Source organism: Bradyrhizobium sp. 41S5, assembly GCF_011516665.3.
GTDB lineage: Bacteria > Pseudomonadota > Alphaproteobacteria > Rhizobiales > Xanthobacteraceae > Bradyrhizobium > Bradyrhizobium quebecense.
In genome coordinates this window covers 7,591,223-7,615,287 of record NZ_CP083721.1, presented here as the reverse complement: position 1 = coordinate 7,615,287, position 24,065 = coordinate 7,591,223, and the positions used below count along the sequence as shown (strand labels likewise).

The window sequence follows — 24,065 nt, the reverse complement described above, 5'->3', positions numbered from 1 at the left end:
GTTGTGGGCGATCGTCAGCTCGGTGTTCGTGATCTTCCTTTATCGTTCACTCAACGCGCCGGTGCACGATGCGACGGCCAGATCGACAACACCCGACAAAGCTGTCGACGCCGAACTGGCCAGGCTCAATGGCCGGATCGATGCCATCGAGAACAGGATCGCCGGAAACACGCGGAGGACGGCGCCATGATGGCGGCCATCTTCGGCACCTATATGCTCCTGATCTGGCTGATCTTCGCCAAGCTCAGGCTGATCCGGCTCAGTCTTCCGATCGCAATCGTTCTGGCCGCGATCGGTCCCGGGTTCGCCTTCTTCATCCTGCTGTCGATGAACAACTACCACCCCTCGTCATCCGACGCACGGGTGTTCCAGCACATCGTCCAGATCGTCCCGCATCTCACGACACCCGGTCGAGTCGCGGAAATCATTGCGCAGCCAAACGCGCCGATCAAGAAGGGCGATGTCATCTTCAGAATTGACCCGCAACCTTTTCAGTTTGAGGTCGACCGGCTGCAGGCAGCGCTAGCCGCCGCGCAGCAAAACGTTCCGCAGTTGAAATCCTCGCTCGATCAGGCGACCGCGGGCGTCGACAAGGCAACGGCGCAGCTCGCTCTGGCAGAGGCCGAGCTTGAGCGGCAAAAGGGACTGTTCGCGAAGCAGGTGATCGCACAGGCGATGCTCGATCGCTCGGTGCGCGATGCTGATACGGCGGAACAAAGCGTTGTCGAAGCCAGGGCGGCGGAAGATCGCGCGCGGCTCGCATATCAGTCCAACATCGGAAGCGACAATACGGCTGTGGCGCAGGTCCGTCAGCAACTCGCGGCGGCAAAGTACAATCTTGACGAGTCGATCGTGCGCGCGCCGTGCGATGGCTATGCGGTCAATCTGCAGCTTGTGCCGGGCGCCGTCGTCAGCGCCGCCGCGTCCGTGTTGCCGTTCGTTTGTGACCGCGACGAAGGGAACCTCGGCATGGTGGTGGCGAGCTTCATGCAGGGGCCTTACCTTCAGATCAAGCCGGGCGAGTACGCCGAGGTTGTGTTCCCGATGTATCCCGGCCGGGTGTTTCCCGGCAAGGTGGTCACGACCGTAGACGTGGCGAGCGAAGGACAACTGACGGCAACCGGCCTTTTTCCCGGAATCGGCAACCCCGGCAATTCCAGGTTTGCTGTGCGCATCAAGCTCGACGACGCGGAAAACTTGCGATTGCCTGCCGGCACGCAGGGCGACGCCGCAATCTACAGCGGCCACGTCCAGATCGCCGGCGTGATCCGGATGGCGCTGATGCGCATCACAAGCTGGACCAACTACCTCTATTTTACGTCTTAGACCGCGCGCGCCCCGTAGCGCCGAACGGATAAGGGAGCCAAGAGAATGAATTCGCAACGAAGGTCACTGACGATTGCACTCGGCCTGTCGCTGACCATACTGCTTTCGCCGATTGCGGGGGCCCAGCAGATCCTGCCATTCCCGCCCGTTCCATCGACCTCCACGCCGGGACTGACGATACAAGACTCCACGTACAAAAAGCGCGTCGAGCCGAAGCACCTTACCGACGGCGCGCCGAACATCCTGATCATCTTGATGGATGATCTTGGTCCGGCAACACCGTCGACCTATGGAGGCGAGATCAATACACCGACGCTCGATCGCATTGCGAAGATGGGCATCTCCTACAACCGGTTCCATTCGACCGCAATGTGCTCGCCGACGCGCGCCGCGCTGCTCACGGGGCGCAACGCAACGTTCGTCGGTAACGGCCAAATCGCCGCACTGGCCAACGATTTCGACGGCTTCACCGGCGTCGTCCCGAAATCCTCGGCGATGGTTGCGGAGGTGCTGAAGGACTACGGCTACAATACCGGGGCTTGGGGCAAGTGGCACAACACTCCCGAGGACCAGATCAGTTCCAAGGGACCGTTCGACTATTGGCCGACCGGTTATGGCTTCGAATATTTCTACGGCTTCCTCGCCGGCGAGGCCTCGCAATATGAACCTACACTGGTGCGCAATACCACCTTCGTCACCGAGGAGAAGCGCAAGGGCTATCACCTGACCGAAGACATTGCGGAGGATGCGATCAAATGGCTCCGTGAACAAAGGGCTTACGAGCCGGTCAAGCCGTTCTTCATGTATTGGGCGCCTGGAGCCGCACATGGCCCGCATCAGATCATGAAGCAATGGGCAGACAAGTATAAAGGCAGGTTCGACGACGGCTGGGATGCCTACCGCGAACGCGCTTTCAAGCGCGCCAAGGAGAAGGGATGGATTCCGCAGGATGCGCAATTGACGCCGCGACCTCAAACGCTGGCTTCATGGGCTTCAATCCCCGAAGATGAAAAGCCCTTCCAGCGGCGCCTCATGGAAATCTTCGCGGGGTTCGCGGAGCATGCCGACTACAACGCCGGGCGGGTCATCGATGAAATCCAGAAGGAAGGCAAGCTGGACAACACGCTGATCTTCTACATCTGGGGCGACAATGGTTCGTCGTCAGAGGGCCTCAACGGAACCATCAGCGAGCAACTGGCTCAGAACGGAATTCCAACCAAGATTTCGCAGCATATCGAAGCGTTGAAGGAACTTGGCGGCCTGGACGCGCTCGGTGGTCCAAAGACCGACAACATGTATCATGCTGGCTGGGCGTGGGCGGGCAGCACACCTTATCAAGGCACCAAGCTCAGCGGCGCGTATTTCGGCGGCACCCGCCAGCCGATGGCCGTTGCATGGCCCAGGGGCATCAAGCCCGATGCGACGCCGCGTGCGCAGTTCCATCATGTCATCGACATCGCGCCGACGATCTACGAAGTTACCAAGATCACGCCGCCACGTGTGGTCAACGGCTTCGAGCAGGACCCCATCGAAGGCGTGAGCATGCGGTACACGTTTGATGACGCCAGGGCGGAGGGACGACGCAAGACGCAGTTCTTCGACATCATGGCGAGCCGGGGCATCTACCACGACGGCTGGTTTGCGAGTGCGCGCGGCCTGCGTGAACCGTGGGTGGGCGGAATGCCGCCAGGAATCAAGCAGTGGTCCCCCCTGACTGACAAGTGGGAGCTCTACAACCTCGACAAGGACTGGAGCGAGGCGAACGATCTTGCCGCGTCCAACCCGCAGAAGCTCGAGGAGATGAAGCTTCTCTTTCTCGTCGAGTCCGCGAAGAACAAGAACCTTCCGATCGGCGGTGGCCTGTGGTCCACTGCGATCTACCATCCGGAGGACGCGCCCGCCACGTCCGTCACCGAATGGACTTTCGACGGTCCAATGGCCCGAATGCCGGAATCCGCGGCTCCCAAGCTCGGCAAGATCGATAGCCTGGTGAGCATGGACGTCGACGTACCAGCCAACGCCAACGGCGTGCTCTACGCACTTGCAGGCTTTTCGGGAGGCGTTACCTGCTACGTGAAGGATGGCGTCCTCAGTTACGAGTTCAATCTCTTCGAGATCACCCGCACCAAGATCGCGGCCAAGGACAAGCTGCCGGCCGGCAAGACCAGGATTGAGGTCGAATCGAGGCTGGTCGGTCCGATCGGTGGACCGATGAATGTCACCTTGAAGGTGAACGGCCAGATCGTGGCACAGGGGCAGGTGCCGGCAGCCATGTCGCTGCACTTCACATCCAACGCAACGTTCGACATCGGCAGCGACCTCGATTCACCAGTATCGCTCGACTACTTCGACAAGGCGCCGTTTGCGTTCAACGGCACCATCGGCACGACGAAGATCAAGTACTTGAAGGAATAGAAGGTGCCGACGTTCAGCCCGTCCATGTCAGGTTCATCGATGTGGAAGACTCGTGTGCCGAAGAACAACATCGTCGGATGCTGGCGGTGACGGCGCCTGATGGAGGCAGCAAAGGTTTGCCCATGATCAATCTCTGCGTAGCCTTTGTGTCAGCCATGAAGATGTGGACCTATCGAGGAGCCGTCACCCCGTGCGCAATCGATCGTCAAAACGCCGAGTAATCTCTGATCGAAAAGGAAAGGCGACTATGAGCTGGTTCCGTAACGTATCGAGGTACATTCTGATTGCCGGCGCAGCATTGCTCATCCTCATGGCGACAGCGTTTGCCCAAGGCGCGCCGAATGCCACTCCAGCCGACGGCTCAGTCCTTCCGTTTCCGCCAGTGCCCTCGGCAAGCATAGCCGAACCGAGGTTGCAGGACTCCAAGCACCAGCGACGGCCAGAGCAGGATCATTTGCGCAAGGATGCGCCCAACGTGCTCATTATCCTGATGGATGACGTCGGCTTCGGACAGGCCTCGACCTTCGGCGGAGAGATCAACACCCCAACGCTTAGCAAGCTTGCCGACCAGGGAATCAGCTTCAACAGCTTCCATACGACCTCGATCTGCTCTCCGACGCGCGCGGCGTTGTTAACCGGACGTAATCATCAGCGTGTTGGCAATGGCACGATCGCGGAACGCGCAGTGGACTGGGACGGCTATACCGGCATCATTCCGAAAACGTCGGCGACGATGGCGGAAGTCCTGCGCGATTACGGATACAAGACGGCAGCTATAGGCAAGTGGCACAACACTCCTGCCGATCAGACCACCTCGATGGGGCCGTTCGATCGTTGGCCGACCGGGCACGGCTTCGACTATTTCTACGGCTTCCTCGCCGGCGAGACATCTCAATGGGAGCCGCGGCTGGTCGAGAATACCAACCAGATTGAGCAACCCCACGACGAGAAGTACCATCTAACCGAGGATCTCGCACAGCACGGTATTGACTGGCTGCGCCACCATCAAGCGTTTGCGCCGGACAAGCCGTTCCTGCTGTATTGGGCGCCGGGCGCTGGACACGGGCCACATCAGATATTCAAAGAATGGGCTGACAAGTACAAGGGCAAGTTCGATGATGGTTGGGATGCTTATCGCGAGCGTGTGTTCGCGCGGCAGAAGCAGCTTGGCTGGATTCCAGTCGACACCAAACTGACGCCGCGCGCGGCGTCTATGCCTGGCTGGGACAGCATTCCGGAGGCACAGCGCCCGTTCCAGCGCAGACTGATGGAAGTCTTTGCCGGCTTTGTCGAGCATGCTGACGTGCAGGCCGGCCGGGTGGTGGACGAACTGGATCGTCTCGGCATTCGCGACAATACCATCGTGATCTATATTTTCGGCGACAACGGGGCCAGCGCGGAAGGCCAGAACGGAACCATCAGCGAATTGCTGGCGCAGAACGGAATTCCCAATACCGTTGAACAGCAGATTGCAGCGCTAGAGAAGATCGGTGGTCTCGACGCGTTGGGCGGCCCCAAGACCGACAGCATGTATCATGCTGGCTGGGCGTGGGCCGGCAACACACCTTTCCAATATACCAAGTTGATCGCCTCGCACTTCGGCGGAACACGCAACCCGATGGTGATCTCATGGCCGAAGGGCATCAAACCTGACCACACGCCGCGGCCTCAGTTCACTCACGTGAACGACGTCGCACCGACCCTCTACGAGATCATCGGCATTCAGCCGCCGAAAGTAGTCGACGGCTTTGCGCAGGATCCAATCGATGGCGTCAGCTTCGTGTACACCTTCAATGATCCAAAGGCTCCTTCACACAAGCAGGTCCAATATTTTGATAACAATGGCAGCCGTGCAATCTACCGGGAGGGCTGGATCGCGACGGCGTTTGGTCCGCTGGTGCCCTGGTTACCCGGCGCACCGGGCCTTGCGGAATGGGATTCGGCCAAGGATAAGTGGGAACTTTACCACATCACCAATGATTTCTCCGAAGCCGATGATCTAGCCGGCAAGGAGCCGGAGCGTCTGGCGGAGTTGCAGAAGGTGTTCGACGAGCAGGCAAGAGCCAACAAGGTCTACCCGCTCGGCGCCGGCATCTGGCTTCGGCTGCATCCCGAAGATCGTCTCAAGTCGCCGTACAGGAGTTGGCAGTTCGATACGACAACGACGCGCATGCCTGAGTTTTCGGCACCGGGCATCGGCCGCGAAAGCAATACCGTAACGATCGATGCCGAGGTCGGAGAAAACACGTCCGGCGTCCTATACGCGTTGGGCGGGGCGGGTGGCGGCATTACGCTGTATATGGACCGGGGATTTTTGGTCTATGAATACAACATGATGATCATCGAGCGTTACGTCGCTCGCTCCGCAGCAAAGATCGCACCTGGGAAACACCAAATCGAGGTCACGACGAGGTTTGCGAGCCCGAAGCCACTGTCTCCCGCCGACGTCGTACTAAAAGTTGATGGACAGGAGGTTGCGCGCACCACGGCCCAACGAACGGTGCCCGCCGCGTTCTCGGCGAGCGAAACCTTTGATGTGGGCGTGGACCTCGGTTCGACGGTCTCGTTGGACTATCTCGATCGTCGTCCCTTCAAGTTCGATGGCAAGATCGAGAGGGTCGGCGTCAAACTCGATTGAGGCAGCTGGCATGTCCGCCAAAAGGGAGCAAGCGCATGAAACGCGGAAGGTGAGCGTTCAATCTCCCACTATCTGAGAACCAGTGGCGGATACTTGTAGGATTCAGTCGGCGGCGTCAGCTCCTTGCCGCGAAGCGTGTCACCGGACCCGATCCCGATATGCTTCACGATCGACCCGGCTTGCATCATCGGGATGTTCAACGGTCTGATGCGCTCGGCGGGAAGGTAAGGCACACTGGAATCTTCGACCTGGGCGAGGCCTTCGCCCATGCCCTTCACCAGCTGGTATTGCGGGAGGCCGCCGAGAAACGAAGTTTCGAACCATCCGATGATGCACCTTCCAGCGCTTACCAGGAAGGTGCTGCTTTTGTGGTAGCTGACGAGCTTCCTGTTGACTTGTTTCGATGGCGTCTGCGCGTAGCCCCATCTTGCGGGCCATCTGCTCAATTCCCTCGTTCGGAATAACGAAATTCGCCGTGAACGCTCGTTCGCCCGATACCAACAAAAATGCCAACAAACTGGACGGCTACGTTGAACTTTTACGTGTGTTTTCAGCGTGCCGCGAAAATATTCCTGATGATCGGAAAGCCGGCTTTCGGCACAAGTCATTTTTGTTATTGATGTTTTCGGCTTGGTGCCCCTGGCCGACAACCGCCTAATACTATAACTGTCTGAATTCGCATAAATTTTGATAGTCGAATGTTGCCAATACCAACAGAAATACCAACAAGCAGACGGCCGTATCAGCTGGCAAAAAAAGAGCAGGCTCCCCCGGCAGCAGGGCTGGCACCATGCCGTTCCGGTCTTCAATGTCGCGACCGGAATCGAACCTGGCGATGAATCGAAATGCCGGTGGCTGGGACGACTTCGGGGCGACTCTATTGTCTGGGCGCGAGACCGACACCAAATGCGCTGATCGTGCGGCGCTGATCCGCGATGCTGGACTCCAATGACGATGGCCTGCCAATGTCCAACAACACACAGAACGCGGGGCTGCGGGCACGAACTGCGATACTGCCTCGGCGGCGACCATTGGGCGCACGGCTTCCACTCGACCGCGTCGCCCACTGCTCAACGAGGAGGGCGCGTTCGACGGCGATGTAGTGGAAGCCCAACTCGCCCACTACACTGAGAAAGTAGCGCTGGTGGCGCGATGAGGTGGTGCGGCGCCGCCTTGGCAGAGGCCGACAAGATCCTCGGCATCTATAACTGTGCTGCCTATTGGGCCGGACGCGTGCGTTTGATGCAGCGTTGCACTGATCGCCTCGACAGCCTGCGCGACGGTGCGCCTGCCGTTCCGCTGCGCAGATCGGCGGTCTAGCTTGCTCTCGCTTCGACCCTCGGCAGCGAAGCGTGATATTCATCCACGCTGTCGAGATCGATCATGGTCTTACCTCCCATCTTGTACGCTCTGATCCTCTCGTGGGCGATCAGCTCATAAGCCTTAGTCTTTCCGAATTTGCCATAGCGGCAACCATCCTTGAACTCGACGAGCCGGCGCCGCTTGTTGTTATCATTGTCAATCATGGTTTCTGTGTGTGCTTCGATGATTTCCGCCACAATCGGATCAAGTCCCGCTGAGCGAGATCGGCATAGGAATTTCCATGGCGCGACCTTGGTGTCGGCGCGGGCTTACCAGGAAGGCATTGCTTTTGTGGTAGCTGATGAGGTTCATGCTGACTTGATTCGACGCCAGCTGCGCGCAGCCCAATTGCCCGGATGCGTCGATCTATGTCGCCTACGGTGCCAAACAAAAGGCTCTCTGATGCCGCGACTAACTCCTGCGCGCTATAGCGTACAAATCGGACAGACCGGATGCGCTGTTGGCAAGTTCGTAACACGCCGTCCCCGTGCTCACTTGGCCCCGTGTGCAAAGAAAAGACGAAAGTCGGCGTGAAGGCGCGCGAGCGCCCGGCCCGGGGCCTTTTGAAACGTCTGGACGCCGCGCTCGTCGCGGATGAATTCTGCAGCACTGGTGGTCATACCCGCCGCTAGCAGCGCGTCAATGCGTGATTGAACCTCGGGCAGGGGCCGAATCTCTCCGGCATCAAATCGCCAGCAAACCTGACATCATGAGCGAGTTCACGCATCGGACCAGCCTATAGGGTCAACCGATGGAGAGTTGCGCCTCAATGCGGCTGTGCTAGTACGCCCGCTCTCGAATCGAGGAGCTAAAAGTGGCGAAGAAGGCAAAGAAGACGGCTACGAAGAAGAAACCTGTGCGTCGCGAATACACAAAGGCTGACGTAAAGGAGCTGCGCGCTCATTCGAAAGCCAAGACTCCGGTTGCAAAAATTGCGAAGCTCACAAAGCGCTCCGAAGGCTCACTCCGCCAAAAGGCGCTCAAGCTTGGAATCCGGCTTGGTCACCAGCGCTAGAAGGCGGCATCATGATGCTCTTCAATAGAGTGTTGCCGCATTGACGGCTCCCTCGATCGCAAGGCTTAGATAGGTGTCCGACTTCTCGTCCCATCGCTCAGCGTAGGCAAACGGACCGGGAAGCGTACCGCCCACGGCAGCCTGCACGGCCTTGACCAGAACCTCCTGGTTCTCTAGCCGCGGCAGGTAGACATAGCGATTGAGGTACTCGCGGAGGTCCTTAAGTGCAGGCGGGCAGAGGCTAAACCCCGGCCCAGACCGCGGAATGGTGCCCGAAGAACCTGCACCGTGGCTGCAGCTTACTATGTCGGCACGGCGGCTCTTCCTGGGTTGCGCCGCCTGAAGCCGATGCGGTAAAACAAACGCGGATTTCGAGATCAGCGATGGTACTCGTAATTCACGCTGACGCCGAAAGCGACGTGGGACGCTCAGCTCAGGGTCTCCGCTCAAGCCGAAGTTCACCAAAACCAAGCCCAAGTGGAGAAACCGAAGATGAAAGCACCCGTCAGCAAACCGCGCAATCACATCCGTAGCACGATGCGTTCGACGGTTCGAAAAGGTTTAGCAGCACTTACGGCACTGGGGACCCGAAAGGGTTGAGCGCTGTCACGCCAGCTTCTTGCTACGTGAAGTACCTGTTACCAAGCTGATACCCCACCAGTTTTAGGCCCCGGTCACCCGGGGCCTTTTGCTTTGTGGTCGTCAGTCTGCCTTGGGCCACTCGAAGTCGAGCTTTTTGGCCCATGACTCCAGGATGAGGTCGGAGAAGCCGCCGCCCTTCTTGAACCACATGGTCGGGCGACTGCGGACGCTGGTCAGCTCCACCTTGTAGTAGATGCTGTTCAGTTCGTGCGTGAAAAACTGGTTCAGGTTCTCGGCGTTTGCGCGGGTGTAGCAGGAGGCAAGATCCTTCAGTTTGTGTCTGAATACGGCGAGGAGTTCCTCGACGTCCTGGAGAATGATGACCGCGACATTGCGCTCTTGTACTGACATGTCGGCGATGAAGTACAGAGCCTCGTCGCCGTAGCCATCTGGCGCAACCGACGCCAGCTTGCGGTGGATCGTCTCCAGATCCCTGATGGCGTTATAGTCCTTCACGACAGCGGTGTGGCCGGTAAATGAACCGAAGGTATGGTCCCGGGTCTCGATCGCGTCCTTGCCTCGCCCTTTGAGCCGGCGGGTCCGTAGTAGTCCGACTCGTCCTCGGTCGACTCGTTGCGGATGATTTCGGTCAGGGTGCGCTGACCGCCGTGCGGATGCTTCATCCTGCGAAGCAGCTCATGGACTTGGGGGAGGCTGGTCCTAAACTTCCGATAGGCCCGCGTCGCCTCCAGGGCGACCGGCTTCAGCTTCTCCAAGATGGCCAACTTCGGAGCCACCAGCGGCAGGTTCGCGAGAAGGTAGTCCTCCTCGAACTTCCTCTTCTCCTCGAACTTCCATACCCTTGTCGGCCTCGGCCAAGACGTCGGCGTCGGCGCAGCAGTTGCCGATGAAGGCGCAGCACTGGAGGTCGGGAAACCAGACGAGAGTGCCGGTCAGAAAGCGGTTTGGTGCACACATCGGGCAGGGGCAGAGGTCGCCGTCCGGCCGCCTGGTCCCATTGACCGTGATGAGCTGCCAGAGCTTCCTGAACTTGGCATCCTTCGGGATGCTGTTTCGATACAGGGACTCGATCAGCTCCGGTTGGCCAGTCTCCGTGATCTGCGCCACCGTCTCCTCGATCCAGATACCTGACCGACGGTCCTTGAAGGTCCGCCAGGGTAACACTTTGACTTCAGAACCTTTCGTACCACGCGACTTACGACCGTCTTTGGTCACGAACGCCCCTATGAGAACGAACCCAAAAGATTCCTTTTGTTCTTTGTGCTGAGCCTGCCGGGTTCCAGGAACTCCCGATTCGCATGCCTACAATTAGTACGGTCGCAAGGCGTGAAGCTCAATATGCTGCGCGTATCTACCCCCGGTAGTCCCAGCATCCACAGGGTCAGGTCGCGTGTAGGGCCCCTGTTCGATGGCGGCCATAAGCTCGGCTCCTGTGGAACAGGTCGGTGGTTCGAGCCCACCCAACTGTACCACAACAGTTGAATTGCCCGCACTCTCGGCATCTTACTGATAGACCTAACGTATTTGCGCCGCCTAAAATACAAAAGGCGCTACAAATGGCATTGCGTATGGTCGGGTTTGTTCGAGCGAAGAATGGCGAGTGGTTTGCCCGTAAAGGCGTCCCGGCAGATGTGCGCGATGAGTACGAGCGGCTGTACGGCGTGCGCTGGGAAGCGCAGTTAAGACTGCCCGGCGACATTCCGAAGCACGAAGCAAAGAAGCAGCTTGCAGAGTGGACCGCAGACGTTGAGACGCGGATAGCCACGCTGCGCGCCCACAAGAAAGGTGAAGGCCAACCACTCACCAAGCTCAACGCCGTCGCATTGGCAGGCCGATGGTACACATGGTTCGTTGGCCAGCATGAGGAAGACCCGGGACCGCTCAAGCGCTGGTCGGAGATGGGCGAGCACTTCATCTGGAATGTGCTTCGTCCCGAGGCCCCTGAGGCGTACGAGAAGAACCCGAAGGCTGATCCGAGCTGGGAGTGGGCCAAGGAGCCTGAGGTCAGAGAGGCCGTCCGTCCCCAAATCGCTGAAATGGCACGCACGGCGTCCTTCTTGGCCAATGAGGGCATGGCACTGACGCCCGCGGCGCATGCGCTCTTTGTGGATGCCGTCAGCGACAACCTCTACCCCGCCATTTCGCTTTTGCAGCGCCGTGCGCGGGGCGATTACTCACCTGACGCAACGCCCGAAACGTTCCCTCCCTTTGTTCAAGGGGCCACACAGCGCGTCACCGGGTTGAGCTGCTGGCAGCTTTTCGAGGCCTTCGTAAAGGCGACCCAGCCTGCGGATACGACCGTCTCGCGATGGCGTGCCGTCTTCCTTCGGATGCAGGAGGATTTTGTACACAGCGCGGCCAACGGAATCACTGAGGATGCGGCACGCGCGTGGATCACTGGGCTCGTTACGGAAGAACGCACTGCCTACACCGTGCGCGAGGTCTGGCTATCCGCTTCGCGTCGCGTGTTTGGCTGGGCGACGCAACATAAGCAAATTAGCCGGAACCCCTTCGCCGAAATTCGCGTAGACGTGCCCCGGAAAATACGCACGCGCGAAACGAAGGCTTTCCGGCCAGACGAGGCCCGACTGATCTTGCAGGCAGCGCTGACTTACAGAGACCCGAAGACAGCGACGGAGCGCGCTCGTCGATGGGTACCGTGGCTGTGCGCATACTCTGGTGCGCGTCCGGGTGAGGTGACGCAGCTACGGGGGATGGACGTTCAGAAACGAGGCAACTTCTACGCCATGACGCTCACGCCCGACGCTGGCACGATCAAGACACGGAAGCCCCGCATTGTGCCGATCCATGAACACCTCGATGAGCAAGGTTTCCTCAAATTCGTGCGCCAGATGGGTAAGGGACCGCTCTTCTACAATCCGCGCGACAAGGAGCCGGAGGAGACTGATCCAGTCAATCCCCGTCGTTCGAGAGCTGCTACCACGCGTGCTCATCTGAGCACCTGGGTTCGCGAACTGGGCGTGACCGATCCAGAAGTGAAGCCAAATCACGCGTGGCGACACACGTTCAAACAGACCGCCGACCGCGTCGGTATCCCGGAGAAAGTGCACGACGAAATAACAGGCCATGAGCACGCGACGGAAGGCCGAAAATATGGAGCCCCTACGGTCGAAGACATGGCCGAGGCTCTCAAGAAGTTTCCCAGATACGGGCAGTAACGCCCATTATTGAAGCGTCTGCGAATGCTAACGTTGACTAATTCGATGAAGCCGAATGAAGACTTTCGGACACTTTGTCGCAGCAACGTAACGTCCTCGTGAGCCGGCTCTTTTTCGCCATACTTCGTCCAGGTACTGGCAGACGTGCAAGGTTCGGTACGTCCGAGGTATAATTTCATGGATTGGCCGCTCGCAAGCAAGGTCGTATCTTTCGTTTGTTTTGCGTCCACGATTGTCGGCCTCTTGCCGAGACAACCAATGTGGATGCTATGGCTATTCGGGACGGCGGGCATTCAGTTCGCCGACCAAATGTCCGGTCGGGATAGCGCATCGGCTCAATTTTTTGCCGCTTCTCAGCTTGATACTTTGACATTAGCTGTGAGTGCGTTGCTCCTCGCAGGATTGAAGGGCTCGCTCCGGTGGGCGACGTTTGCGGTTTCGTTCATCATAACGGTTTACGTCCGGAATGAATGGACGCTCCCTTTCTTCAAGTATGTCGACATCGCCACTTGTCTCTTAGCGGGTGTTTTTTGGGGCGTCGTTTTCGCGAGGTTTGCGTGGCATCGAGCGCCAATGCTCGCCGTGCTAGGAGGCGTGGGCGGATTTTCATGGGGAATGGCAACTCTTGCGCTCAATGCTCCTGAAGGCGCTCTTTTGTATGACCTCAGCGGCATCGGAATGGACGGTGGTGCGGTTGCAACTTTCGCCGCTGCGTCACTCTACAACTGGTTTTACGACACCCCCGACGAACTTGAGCAACGGAGGACTAGTCATGCATCTGCGTGAACGCGTAACCATCCGGTAAATTGTCGCCCTGTAAATGCAGGGCTAAGGGAAAAAACAGGCCGCGCCAGAGGAATCCCGACGGAAACCATTGGTGCGGCCTTTGTCTTGTTACGCGGCTTTCGCGAGGTAGCTTTTTGACCCGCGTCCGACGCCGGGGATGTACTTCACGCCCAAGCCCGTAAGTACCTGTGTTGTCGGATGCGTGCCGTCATTCAATGTCTCCCGCAGCTTCTTCACGCTGTGGAGCTGCAGGTCATGCTGGATGGTGGATAAGGACACCGTGCCGGGGCCAAGCCTCGACATGTATTCGATCAGTCGTGAGTGAGAACTGCCCGCGCGCGGCTTCTTCTCCTTTGCTGGATCAAGAGCGAAGTCCCACGGCTTCACGTCGATGCCCGGCATGTCCGCTTTGATGTTATCAAGCACCGCTTCACCAAGCGCGTCGGGTGGCAAAACGATGAAAATGTCGGCCGGAGGGCAGTGACCTTCAGCGTCGATCACATGACGGCAGCAAATGCGGTTGATGGCTTGGATCACCGAAACGGACATCTGCCGCTGTTCCATCTCCTTTCGCACGTTTTTGAACTGCTTCCACTCCGGCGACTCTAACGTAAGCGCGAATTTCTCCGCACCTTTTGCTTTTGAGAGTCCTGATGCATGAGGTGTCCACCAAAATAGGTGGACACCTTGTGATGAGCGACGATGATCAGAAACTGCGGGTCAGGCTTGTCGGCCGGAACGGTCGCCGGCGCTACGAGGCGGCATCGAAAGAGCGTCTTGTCGCGGCCTGCCTTGAGCCTGGGGTTTCGGTATCGAGGCTTGCACTCGAACATGGGGTCAACGCGAACCTCCTTCGGAAGTGGATCAAGAAGCACAGCGCGACCAGGTCGCTGCCGCCGTCCTCACGCCCGGCGTTCATCCCGGTTCAGCTTGAGGGGAAGTCCGAGCGGGACCTGTCGCGAAAAGACAGCGTGGCGACGGTTGATTTGCCGGCTTACGATGAAGTGCGTGGTTCGGAACCCAAAGGGACTCCAGCTTTTTGTTCTCCGGCCAAAGTGAGCGTGTCGCTGCCGAATGGCGTGAAGCTCGCGCTGGAATGCGGCGATGTGGATGCATTGACGGCGATCATCGGAGCGCTGGGCGATGTTTAGACTGGGCGATGACCTGCAGGTCTATCTGCACCGTGAGCCGATCGACTTCCGGGCTGGCATCAACAGCCTTGCGGTCCTGGTCCAGGAGACGATGGCGCTCGATCCATTCACTCCGGCGGTTTTTGCGTTCTGCAATCGCCGTTGCGACCGGATGAAGCTTCTGTTCTTCGATCGGTCCGGCTTTGTACTGGTCCTGAAGCGGCTGACCGAAGACAGGTTCCGATGGCCGCGCCGCCAGGAGGCGATCGTCACGCTGACGACGGAGCAATTGCACTGGATCCTTGACGGCATCGATATCGATGCGATGGTCCGCCATCCGGTGCGGCAATATCAGGTTGCCGGCTGAGCTCTCGAGTTGAGCGGTTGACGCGTCGGTACGGTTCAGATTCAAGAATTCGATGAATCGAACCGGCGATCCGAGTGTTGAAGTGCTGTTGGCACGCATTGCTGCGCTGCAGGCGGAGAACCATCAACTCGCCGACCGCGTCGCCAAGCTCGAGGAAGAACTGGCGCTGGCACGCCTGCATCGTTTTGCGCCGCGCAGCGAAAAGCATGTTGATCGTCTCTTCAATGAAGCCGAGCAGGCCTCCGATGAGGAGGACGCCGGCAGTGAAACGAACAATATTGTCATTCGGCCTGCAATATTGACCCCCTAAGCCGGGGGATCGGCGTCCAAAATTGACCCCCTACAGATTGGTCTGTTGCGCTGCCTGCTTTGGAACGAAGCAGGTGGTGGGGGATGCTGATCGTGGAGACGATTGCCCGGATCCGCCGCGAGCACTTCATCAAGGGCAAGACGATCAAGGAGATCGCCCGTGACCTGAAGGTGTCGCGGAACACGGTTCGGAAGGTGCTGAGGTCGGGAGAGACCTCCTTCGAGTACGAACGGCAGGTGCAGCCGCGGCCAAAGCTGGGACGATGGGCAGTAGAGCTTGACGGATTGCTGGCGGCGAACGCGGCTAAATCGGCTCGTGAACAACTGACGTTGATCCGGATCTTCGAAGAGCTGCGCGGCCGCGGCTATGACGGCGGTTACGATTCGGTGCGGCGTTACGCCAGGCGGTGGAGCAAAGAACGCGGGCAATCGACCGCGGCCGCTTATGTCCCGCTGAGCTTTGCCCCAGGCGAAGCCTATCAGTTCGACTGGAGCCACGAGGTGGTCTTGCTGAGCGGCACCACGGTGATGGTGAAGGCTGCCCATGTCCGGCTCTGTCACAGCCGCATGCTGTTCGTGCGGGCCTATCCGCGGGAGACGCAGGAGATGGTGTTCGACGCCCACGACCGGGCGTTCGCCCTGTTCAAAGGTACCTGCACCCGCGGCATCTACGACAACATGAAGACCGCCGTAGAGACGATCTTCGTCGGTAAAGGGCGTCTCTACAATCGCCGCTTCCTGCAGATGTGCAGCCACTATCTCGTCGATCCGGTCGCCTGTACGCCAGCGTCGGGCTGGGAGAAGGGGCAGGTCGAGAACCAGGTCGGGCTGGTCCGGGAACGCTTCTTCACGCCGCGGCTGCGGTTCAAAAACCTCGACGAGTTAAACGCCTGGCTGCTCGACAAATGCATCGCCTACGCCAAGGCTCATCGCCATCCGGAGCTGGTCGATCAGACAATCTGGGCAGTGTTCGAAGCCGAACGCCCCAAACTCGTTCCCTATGCCGGCCGCTTCGACGGCTTCCATGCGGTGACGGCATCGGTCTCGAAGACCTGCCTGGTGCGCTTCGACAACAACAAGTACTCGGTCGCAGCCAGCGCAGTCGGACGACCGGTCGAGGTTCAAGCCTATGCCGATCGCATCGTGATCCGTCAGGATGGACGCATCGTTGCCGAGCACCCGCGATCCTTTGGCCGCGGCGATACCGTCTACGACCCCTGGCATTATGTGCCGGTGCTCGCCCGCAAACCCGGCGCCTTGCGCAACGGTGCTCCCTTCAAAGACTGGGTGCTGCCGGCCGCGATCGAGCGGATCCGGCGCAAGCTTGCCAGCACCGACGATGGCAATCGGCAGATGGTCGACATCCTCAACGCGGTGCTGACTGACGGTCTGCCCGCGGTGGAAGTGGCCTGTGCCGAAGCGCTCAGTCACAGCGTCCATTCCGCCGATGTCGTGCTCAATATCTTGGCCCGTCAACGTGAACCCGCCCCACCGGCCAACATCATGACGCCGGCCGCACTGACGCTCCGTCATGCACCGATCGCCGATTGTGCCCGCTACGACAACCTCCGGAGGACCATCTGATGGAACGAGCCCTAATCTTCGACCTCATGGGTGAACTCAAGCTCTACGGCATGAAGGCTGCCTTCGACGAGATCATGGCAACTGCCGTCAAGCGCCAGCACGAACCTCAGCGCATTGTCGGCGACCTGCTCAACGCCGAGATCAACGAGAAGCAAGCCAGGTCGATCAAATACCAGCTCACCATTGCCAAGCTGCCGCTTGCCAAGGACATCGCCGACTTCCAGTTCGACGGCACGCCGATCAATCAGACTCTCGTCAATGATCTCGCAGGCGGCGGCTTCATCGCCCAACAACGCAACGTCGTGCTGGTTGGCGGTACCGGCACAGGCAAAACCCACCTGGCCATTGCCATCGCCAGAAGCTGCATCCGATCCGGTGCCCGCGGCCGCTTCTTCAACGTAGTCGACCTCGTCAATCGCCTCGAGACCGAGACCCGCAACGGACGGCAAGGACGGCTCGCCGAGCATCTGACCCGGATGGACTTCATCGTGCTGGATGAACTCGGCTATTTGCCCTTCGCCCAGTCCGGTGGCCAGCTTCTCTTCCACCTCGTCAGCCGGCTCTATGAGCGCGCCTCCGTCATCGTGACCACCAATCTCGCCTTCGGCGAATGGCCAAGCGTGTTCGGCGACGCCAAAATGACCACGGCGCTGCTCGACCGATTGACCCATCACTGCGACATTGTCGAGACCGGCAACGATAGCTGGCGATTCAAGAGCAGAGACGACGATCACGCCACTCGCGCTCGTCTCGCCTCCGCTATCCCGGCCAGCTCCGACGAGACGAGCGCTACCAGCAAAGCTCGTCGCGCAAAGGGGTCAAAATTGGACGCCGATGAGGGGTCAAATTTGCAAGCCGATTGACAGCTATCGCGCCCTACCGAGAGGGCGAACGCAAGGAGAGAGGAGAAATCACTCTGGATGAAGCCGCCGCAGCCTTGCAGGTCAGCCCATCGACGGTTCACCGTCTGATCGCGGAGCAGAGCTTACCTGCGCACCAGCTGTGCAAAGGCGCACCTTGGGTGATCAAAGCGCATGATCTGGAGCAACCCGAGGTCAAGAAGGCCGCGCAGGCGCGACGCTTCCGGCGGCCGCCGTCCGACGATCTGCGCCAAAGAGAGCTTGAACTATAACGGCATAGCGAGGTGAGCAGTATGAATCGGACTCGGGCGGCCCGAGCAACAGCACGTTCTCTCCGTTAGCGATCCAACGTGATGCGGCCAGGTCGCGGATCTGCTTGGGATCAATCGAGGGCTGCGCCTCGAAGTCGAAGCTTGCGAGCTCCTTCACGGCCGGGAAGTGTGCAAGCTTCAGCGCCATATCGATGCGGCGATGATCCTTGCGCGCGATCTCACGTTCGCACAGCAAGATTAGCGTCTCACGCGCCGACAGGTTCGCGCGCGCCGCCTCGTCGAGCAGGCTGTCGAGCTGATCGCGGATGCCGGAGAGCTGCAATCGCGCCAGCATGGCATCGAGCGGATCGGTCGGTGCTTCGGTTGCCTTCTTTGCGCGCGTCATCAGAAGCTTCCCCCGATCACGGCTTCATATTCGGTAAGCGGACGCAACAACGAATGCGGTGGAGACGATCCCGGCACCGCCGCTGCAGTCTCCGGCCGGCGGACCGCGCCATTGCGCCCGGCAACACCGTCGAGATGAACCGGATCGACGATCCGCAGCCGGCGCCCCTTCGATTTCTCGTGAACCGCGACCTGGTGCACGCCATGGCGGATCCGCACCTCGCCGGCTGCGATCGTTACCGCTACGCGCTCGCCAATAAGGCGCCACGGCACCGAGTAGCTGTTCGTATCAATCTCGACGGCGCAATCATTGCCGACGACGCGGGTCAGTTCACGCAAGGATCCGAACGACGGCTGCCCGCCGAGCGGCTTCAACCGATGTATTTCGTCACGCGCGAAGCGGATGATCGGCGCCTCGCCCGTCGTGCCGTGGATACGAACGTTCGCAACCTCACGCTCCCACCTGTCGAGATGCGCCTCGAATGCTTCCCAACTAAGGAATGACCGGCGATCGCGTTCTTCTTCACATAGCCGACGCCGTTCTCCGTCTTGCCCTTCGTGCGCGCCCGATATGGCGCGCAGGCGCGAGGACGGAAGCCCCAATGTTTTGCGAAGGCTATCAGCTTGTCGTTGAACTGAACCGACCGGCTCACCGCGTCGTGGCGCACGACAAGCGCGCGTGGATTGTCCATCAGCACTTCCTCCGGCACACCGCTGAAGGTCGTGAACGTGCTCTCGAGCCCGGCGAACCAATGCTCCTGCCTCTCGGCCCGGAACGCACGCGCATGGAGCCGTCGCGAGTGTCCAAGCGTTGCCACGAACACGAATGCCTTGACTTTCGCCCCTCCGATCTCGACCAGACGCTCCCCGAAGTCGATCTGCAGCTGCCGGCCCGGCGGCGTCTCAAACCGCGTCGTCGCCAGCGCCTCCGCCTTCAGCGCCTGGCGATAGGGCTGCACGGCGCGTTGCAGTGTCCGCCGGCTGACGGCCACGCCTCTCTCGGCCAACAGGTCCTCGCGCAACACGTCGGCATTGCCGCGATGCCGAATGAGCCTCTCGCGCAGCCAGCCCTCAAGGCCGTCGAGACGCTTCGGCCGCTCAGGCGACTTGAACGGCTTCAACCCGCCCGCCGCCACGTAGTCCTTCACCGTGTGATGGCTGCAGCCAAGCTGCCGCGCAATCCGCTTCACGCCCCACCCGCACGCTCTCAGGCGCATCATTTCCGCCACGTCATCCGGCGTCTTCATCACCTGCCCCCGGGGATCATTCCACGGCGAGCCTTCAGTGATTCGTTCCCGCTTGATTCACTCTCTCCTCAGCTATCCGAGGAGGGGGCAATTCCTCGTGACGCTGAGGGGGCAGTTTTCCATGGCGCGCGACAGCAGGGTGCAGGATTCACGGACAGTGCGAATAAGGGCATAAGGTCGGAATCGCAGTCGGCGCCCGTGATTCGCCTTGCTCCAAGCCTTCCGCTCACTGGTTTCCCCCGAGCTTTCGATTGTCCAGATCCTTCCCCGGACCGACAGGGTGGCGCTCGTGGCTCGCTGAAGTCAGCGGTCTTGCTGTGTCCCTGTTGCGTCTGCCAGACGAGTCGCGTCCACAGCCATTACGTGCGACGCTTTAGCCGATCTGCCGTGGCAAGGTTGGGTGGTCGAATTCCGGCTTCACGCGCGGCGGCGAAGGCTGCCTCCGTTCATGTCTCTGATATCGGCGCGAGCGATCTGGCGAGCCGATTAGAGGCGGCCTAGGCGCTTGCAATCGCCATTCCGGGTATCGTCGTGAACCACGACTTGCCCGATCGCCGTGTAGAGCGCCTGCCGCTCGCAACTCGACTTCACCTCGTAGATTTTGCGCAAGACGCCGCCGGTCTGGACCCCGAGATCAACATAGCTATCCTTGAAAAATGGTCTGAAGCGGTAGCTGCAATGACCCGTGCCTTGCCCGGGAATGTCCCCTCGCTGATAATGGCGCAATCAACAGAGTTGCCGAACGAAACGTTCTGCCCATAAAAAACGTGCCAAGGTGCTCGTTGCGGAAAATTCGTGTGTTGTTATCACCCTGTTCAAGAGTGCCATGACAGCCTCTTGCGAAACCAAGCCGAAGTCGGCCAAGGCGCAAGAAGCAAGCTGTGATGAAATTATGTCCGCACGAGCCGCAATCGCCTTTGGCAGTACAAGCGCGAAAGTCTCCTTTGCGTAACCGCGTGGAAATACGTCAGAGCCCAAGCGCTCACGCAAGTAAGAACGGAGGAGCTCCTTGCCCGAGCGAAGTGCAAACGGAAGCTTCGCTCCAAAATTGATCAATCTCGGATCGCCGAATGGGCGGACGGGCCAAAGTCCTCGCGTCGCGAGTGGGCGAGCATGACAAAGACTTGCGAGCAGAGTTGTGGATAGAGTGGCGCTGATGGGGGCGCTAAAAAGGAAGGATGAACGAGCGGCGTCAAGCCCGCGTTTCGTCAATAGGTCTTCTGCAAGCCCAAGTGCGATATCCAGGTCGGGTGAAGACGGAGATCTGGGTTCCTCCTCGTCGCTGCTGAAGCGAGCGCAAAGCTCGTCTCCTCCTATGCCGGTCCAGATTATTTCGCAGCCATCACCTCGGAACCGATCCCAGAGTGACCCGAACGCCTCAAGGTAATACTCTGAAATGAGTGGCAGGCGTCCTTTCAGGTCAAGATCTAGATCAATCGCCGGCATGTGGGCGTGCATGTCAACTTTGTGATCGCGACAATCCAGTGCGCTCAAAATGTTAGCTCGGCGGTCAATCTGCTTGGGGCTACTCCCGTCGCCCAATAGTATCCCGCCACATGCTAGCGATGCTACACTCTCGCTAACAGCAACTGCGACGGAAGCGGAGTCCATTCCTCCGCTCAGCTCCACAGCGTTTGCGCAGAAGGCCGTCGGCCGCGAACGAACAACCGCCTGAAGAGTATCAGAAAACTCAAGGACATAATTGCTCCCCTCTCGTCCAGAGAGCTCAGGGGCTGATGAAGTTGTCGCGCCGTACTCAAACGACGTTTGCGATCTGTCGACGTACAAGGTGGCGCCAGCAGTCAGCAGATTAACGCCAACGAGGGCCTGTCGCGCAGAGTAGAACGTTCTCATAGATAGATGATGGGCTACGATTTCTGTATCGATCGTTCCCGATTTATCCAAGAGATCTATGAAATCCCAGGAGAGCGTAACCGTACGAGTGCGCTCCTCCACGTGGAAGTAAATTGGGAGGCTGGCTATATAGCCTGCTCGTACACGCAACCGAGGGCCCCGTCGAGCCGCCTCGATCACGATAAAATCGAGCGGCCAGTGCATACATTTCTGGTAGTGCTGACGAAACTGATCCATAGACGCATGGGCTATTACGACCGAATGAACGCCAGCCCCGTCCGCCGCTACTTGACGCTCACGTATGACGAAGAACCATTGCTCAGTGTTCTTCACTAACGAACTCTCAAGACTCTTATGTTGGAACGGCCGGATGTAGCTTTCACCAACCTGTATCGAACTGCCTTTGGCAACAGGATCGTAGTTTTCCAAGTCGGCTATTTTCAGAGTGGCCTTGAGCATTTGTTCCTTAAACGTTGCCGCCTCTCGTGGGAGAGGCGGCAACGGAGTTAAGAATGATCTTAAAGGTAGCCGAAGTTACTGCTGTCGTTAGGGAAGGGGCCCTTCTCTCCCTGAATAGTGGGAGGTGGCAGTACCGGTAAGGGGAGGTCAGTTGTATCGGGCCGCGATGGCCGCTTAGGCGCGTCTGCAGTTGTGCTCTTCATGTCAATCTCCGGGTGGTCCGGCTTCTCGTCGTCTCAAATCTAGGCTTCAGTAAAAGCCAGAGAGAGAGTGGCGCGGCACCGTGTCGAGCCACAATGGAAGGTCTCTCATGTGAGAAGGCGGGCGACAACCTACCAATGTCGGCAGTTGGATGACGGTGCTGGACAGAAGAGCTATCGCCAAATTTTGGTGACGGCGCGGCCGGTCAGGCGGCGGCGGTTATGGGCTGACGGTCAGTCGGTTTGGCGATGAGCTCGATCCCGTCGTTGAATGTCACACCGAGAACGAGTTTTGGCAACTGGTTGTGGCCATCGAGACGACGCCGGCTTTTCTGCGCGGCCTCAAGCAGTTTGAAGACCATCGCGAGCGCCGTTCTGTTGGACAGGCAGCCCTTCGATCGGATCGTGCGGTGGCGCACGGTAGCGAAGGTGCTTTCAATGGGATTGGTGGTCCGCAGGTGTTTCCAGTGTTCGGCCGGGAAGTCGTAGAACGCCAGTAGCGTGTCCCGATCCTTGCTCAGGCAGTCGGCCGCCTTCTCGTATTTGGGCGTATAGCTCTCGATGAAGGCGTCGAACGCCAGCTCGGCGGCGGCCTTGGTTTCGGCCATCCAGCTCTCCTGCAACGCACGTTTGGCTTTAGGCTGCTGGCTCTTCGGCAACTTGGCGATCACGTTGGCGGTCTTGTGTACCCAGCAGCGCTGCTCGTGCGTTTTCGGCCAGACCTCGCCGGCGGCCTTCCAGAACCCGAGCGCGCCGTCGGCGATGGTGAGCCGCGGCGGCACGCCGAGCCCGCGCCGCTTCAGGTCGAGCAGCAGATCGCGCCAGTCCTGCGCGCTCTCGCGGGCGCCATCGGTGAAGCCGACCAGTTCCTTGCGGCCTTCCGGCGTCGCGCCGATCAGCACCAGGATGCACTGCTTTTCGTCTTCGAGGCGTGCTTGGAGATGGATGCCATCGGCCCAGATGTAGACGTAGCGCTTCGCCGACAGATCGCGCCTCTGCCACGCGGTGTGTTCGTCAAGCCAACCGTCCTTCAGACGGCCGATGGCGGATGCCGACAACCCGGCAGCATCCTTGCCGAGCAGCGCCGCCAGAGCCTCGGAGAAGTCGCCGGTGGAGATACCCTTCAGGTAAAGGATCGGCAGCAGCGTCTCGATCGATTTCGAGCGGCGCATGTAGGGCGGCAGGATCGACGGAGAGAACCGGATGCGGTCGGGATCGGTAGCCTCCGCCTCGCGATCGCGTACACGCGGCTGGCGGACGCCGACCGGACCGATACCGGTCATCACCTCGCGTTCCGGCAGGTGACCGTGGCGCACGAGCGCTGGTGGCCGTCCGCAGTCCTCAAATCGGCATGCTTGCCGAGAAAGTCCGCGACCTCGGCCTCGACCGCCTGGGCCAACAGAGCACGCGCCCCATTGCGCAAGATTTCGGTGAGTTGATCGTCGACGTTTCCTGGCTGAATCAACTTGATGATGTTATCTTTGGACACGGCATATCGCTCCTTCGGTGGAGAAGTGGAGGCGTCAAGCACCCCCACGATATGCCGCCTTCCCGATTCCCGCCGTCGCCAACTTTCAGCGATAGCTCCTCACCCGCCGAATGTGCCAATTGCTTCGCCGACGCCGGATATGGCCAAAACTAAAGTCATCACGCTCTAGGTTGTGACGAACCGAAGTTGCATCCCATGCAAAGACCGCCACGGGATATCGCCCCGAGCGATCAGACCTTGACGCCTTATGACCGGGAGCACGCCGAAGGCCGATTGCTACGACAATGCTCCGATGGAGAGCTTCTTCCATACCTTGAAGACTGAGCTCGTTCATCATTGCAACTACAAGACCCGCGCCGAGGCCCAGCGCGATATCTTCGCCTTCATCGAAGGCTTCTACAACCGAACAAGGCTCCATTCCGCCGTGGGATATCGCCCCGATCGAAATGGAGCTAAAAGCCGCTTAAACCAGTCCACTTTCTCGGGGGAAGATCAGACGCAGAGTGCGCAGACTGGCGAGAGGTAGCGGAGAGTATTGCGCATCAATCCTAAACGCGAGCCGCAGCGCGCCCGCCGAGCGTGACCT

Annotated in this window: 18 protein-coding genes and 5 pseudogenes; 13 read left to right on the top strand and 10 right to left on the bottom strand. The window is 59.4% G+C overall.

The features are described 5' to 3' along the window. The first annotated feature begins 3 nt into the window (after nt 1-3). From HAP47_RS36530 to HAP47_RS36520, 3 genes are all read left to right on the top strand, one after another. Entirely contained in the window at nt 4-1,326 is a 1,323-nt protein-coding gene (locus HAP47_RS36530) for an HlyD family secretion protein (protein ID WP_173643858.1), read from the top strand. A gap of 45 nt (nt 1,327-1,371) precedes the next feature. Then, complete coding sequence (locus tag HAP47_RS36525) at nt 1,372-3,741, top strand: arylsulfatase (protein ID WP_173643859.1); 2,370 nt, start codon at nt 1,372-1,374, stop codon at nt 3,739-3,741. Nucleotides 3,742-3,988: 247 nt separating this feature from the next. After that, nucleotides 3,989-6,379: an arylsulfatase gene (locus tag HAP47_RS36520; RefSeq protein WP_231168628.1), complete on the top strand. Its 2,391-nt coding sequence runs from the start codon at nt 3,989-3,991 to the stop codon at nt 6,377-6,379. A gap of 68 nt (nt 6,380-6,447) precedes the next feature. Here the strand turns inward: HAP47_RS36520 and HAP47_RS36515 are convergent, their stop codons facing one another. Beyond that, entirely contained in the window at nt 6,448-6,987 is a 540-nt protein-coding gene (locus HAP47_RS36515) for a hypothetical protein (RefSeq protein ID WP_173643860.1), read from the bottom strand. Between the two features lie 708 nt (nt 6,988-7,695). Further along, on the bottom strand, nt 7,696-7,938 hold the full coding sequence (locus HAP47_RS36510; RefSeq protein WP_224580947.1) for a helix-turn-helix domain-containing protein: 243 nt from the start codon (nt 7,936-7,938) through the stop codon (nt 7,696-7,698). 617 nt (nt 7,939-8,555) lie between these two features. Between HAP47_RS36510 and HAP47_RS36505 the strand changes: the two genes are divergently transcribed. Further along, nucleotides 8,556-8,756, top strand: a complete 201-nt coding sequence (locus tag HAP47_RS36505; protein WP_057848204.1) for a hypothetical protein — start codon at nt 8,556-8,558, stop codon at nt 8,754-8,756. A gap of 21 nt (nt 8,757-8,777) precedes the next feature. Here the strand turns inward: HAP47_RS36505 and HAP47_RS41430 are convergent, their stop codons facing one another. The 3 genes from HAP47_RS41430 to HAP47_RS36495 form a co-directional block, all read right to left on the bottom strand. Beyond that, on the bottom strand, nt 8,778-8,903 hold the full coding sequence (locus tag HAP47_RS41430) for a hypothetical protein (protein ID WP_256459636.1): 126 nt from the start codon (nt 8,901-8,903) through the stop codon (nt 8,778-8,780). A gap of 555 nt (nt 8,904-9,458) precedes the next feature. Then, complete coding sequence (locus HAP47_RS36500) at nt 9,459-9,854, bottom strand: hypothetical protein (RefSeq protein WP_173643861.1); 396 nt, start codon at nt 9,852-9,854, stop codon at nt 9,459-9,461. A 204-nt stretch (nt 9,855-10,058) separates the two neighbouring features. Beyond that, nucleotides 10,059-10,574, bottom strand: a complete 516-nt coding sequence (locus tag HAP47_RS36495) for a hypothetical protein (RefSeq protein ID WP_166104314.1) — start codon at nt 10,572-10,574, stop codon at nt 10,059-10,061. 341 nt (nt 10,575-10,915) lie between these two features. Between HAP47_RS36495 and HAP47_RS36490 the strand changes: the two genes are divergently transcribed. Together HAP47_RS36490 and HAP47_RS36485 are read left to right on the top strand one after the other, a co-directional pair. Next, nucleotides 10,916-12,538 (top strand): hypothetical protein, encoded by a 1,623-nt coding sequence (locus HAP47_RS36490; RefSeq protein WP_173643862.1) that lies wholly within the window; start codon nt 10,916-10,918, stop codon nt 12,536-12,538. A gap of 177 nt (nt 12,539-12,715) precedes the next feature. Beyond that, nucleotides 12,716-13,324, top strand: a complete 609-nt coding sequence (locus HAP47_RS36485; RefSeq protein ID WP_173643863.1) for a hypothetical protein — start codon at nt 12,716-12,718, stop codon at nt 13,322-13,324. A 108-nt stretch (nt 13,325-13,432) separates the two neighbouring features. On the opposite strand, the gene HAP47_RS36480 is transcribed toward HAP47_RS36485, so the two are convergent. Further along, nucleotides 13,433-13,873, bottom strand: coding sequence for a hypothetical protein (locus HAP47_RS36480; protein WP_173643864.1), 441 nt, complete (start codon nt 13,871-13,873; stop codon nt 13,433-13,435). 143 nt (nt 13,874-14,016) lie between these two features. On the opposite strand from HAP47_RS36480, the gene tnpA reads away from it, so the two are divergent. The 6 genes and pseudogenes from tnpA (at nt 14,017) to HAP47_RS36450 (ending at nt 17,846) form a co-directional block, all read left to right on the top strand. Next, complete coding sequence (tnpA, locus tag HAP47_RS36475) at nt 14,017-14,475, top strand: IS66-like element accessory protein TnpA (RefSeq protein ID WP_166073826.1); 459 nt, start codon at nt 14,017-14,019, stop codon at nt 14,473-14,475. Further along, nucleotides 14,468-14,821, top strand: coding sequence for an IS66 family insertion sequence element accessory protein TnpB (tnpB, locus tag HAP47_RS36470; RefSeq protein WP_166073804.1), 354 nt, complete (start codon nt 14,468-14,470; stop codon nt 14,819-14,821). The genes tnpA and tnpB overlap by 8 nt, the downstream gene beginning before the upstream one ends. 52 nt (nt 14,822-14,873) lie before the next feature. After that, nucleotides 14,874-15,080: pseudogene (locus HAP47_RS36465) on the top strand (IS66 family transposase); the annotation flags it as partial. 134 nt (nt 15,081-15,214) lie between these two features. Continuing rightward, nucleotides 15,215-16,714: an IS21 family transposase gene (istA, locus tag HAP47_RS36460; protein ID WP_173638876.1), complete on the top strand. Its 1,500-nt coding sequence runs from the start codon at nt 15,215-15,217 to the stop codon at nt 16,712-16,714. After that, the gene (gene istB / locus HAP47_RS36455; RefSeq protein WP_173638875.1) at nt 16,714-17,577 is read left to right on the top strand and encodes an IS21-like element helper ATPase IstB; all 864 of its coding nucleotides are present in this window, start codon (nt 16,714-16,716) and stop codon (nt 17,575-17,577) included. The genes istA (HAP47_RS36460) and istB overlap by 1 nt, the downstream gene beginning before the upstream one ends. Next, the gene (locus HAP47_RS36450; protein WP_173643865.1) at nt 17,574-17,846 is read left to right on the top strand and encodes a helix-turn-helix domain-containing protein; all 273 of its coding nucleotides are present in this window, start codon (nt 17,574-17,576) and stop codon (nt 17,844-17,846) included. The genes istB and HAP47_RS36450 overlap by 4 nt, the downstream gene beginning before the upstream one ends. A gap of 34 nt (nt 17,847-17,880) precedes the next feature. Here the strand turns inward: HAP47_RS36450 and HAP47_RS36445 are convergent. The 4 genes and pseudogenes from HAP47_RS36445 to HAP47_RS36425 all read right to left on the bottom strand — a co-directional run. Then, nucleotides 17,881-18,231 (bottom strand): annotated as a pseudogene (locus HAP47_RS36445) (ATP-binding protein); the annotation flags it as partial. Then, nucleotides 18,231-19,477 (bottom strand): annotated as a pseudogene (gene istA, locus HAP47_RS36435) (IS21 family transposase). The pseudogenes istA (HAP47_RS36435) and HAP47_RS36445, both read right to left, overlap by 1 nt. Nucleotides 19,478-20,203: 726 nt before the next feature. Continuing rightward, a complete protein-coding gene (locus HAP47_RS36430) occupies nt 20,204-21,790 on the bottom strand; it encodes a hypothetical protein (protein WP_231168621.1) in 1,587 nt (528 codons plus the stop codon). A 406-nt stretch (nt 21,791-22,196) separates the two neighbouring features. Continuing rightward, nucleotides 22,197-23,479, bottom strand: a pseudogene (locus tag HAP47_RS36425) (IS256 family transposase). A 265-nt stretch (nt 23,480-23,744) separates the two neighbouring features. On the opposite strand from HAP47_RS36425, the pseudogene HAP47_RS36420 reads away from it, so the two are divergent. Continuing rightward, a pseudogene (locus HAP47_RS36420) lies at nt 23,745-24,005 on the top strand (IS3 family transposase); the annotation flags it as partial. Between the last annotated feature and the right edge of the window lie 60 nt (nt 24,006-24,065).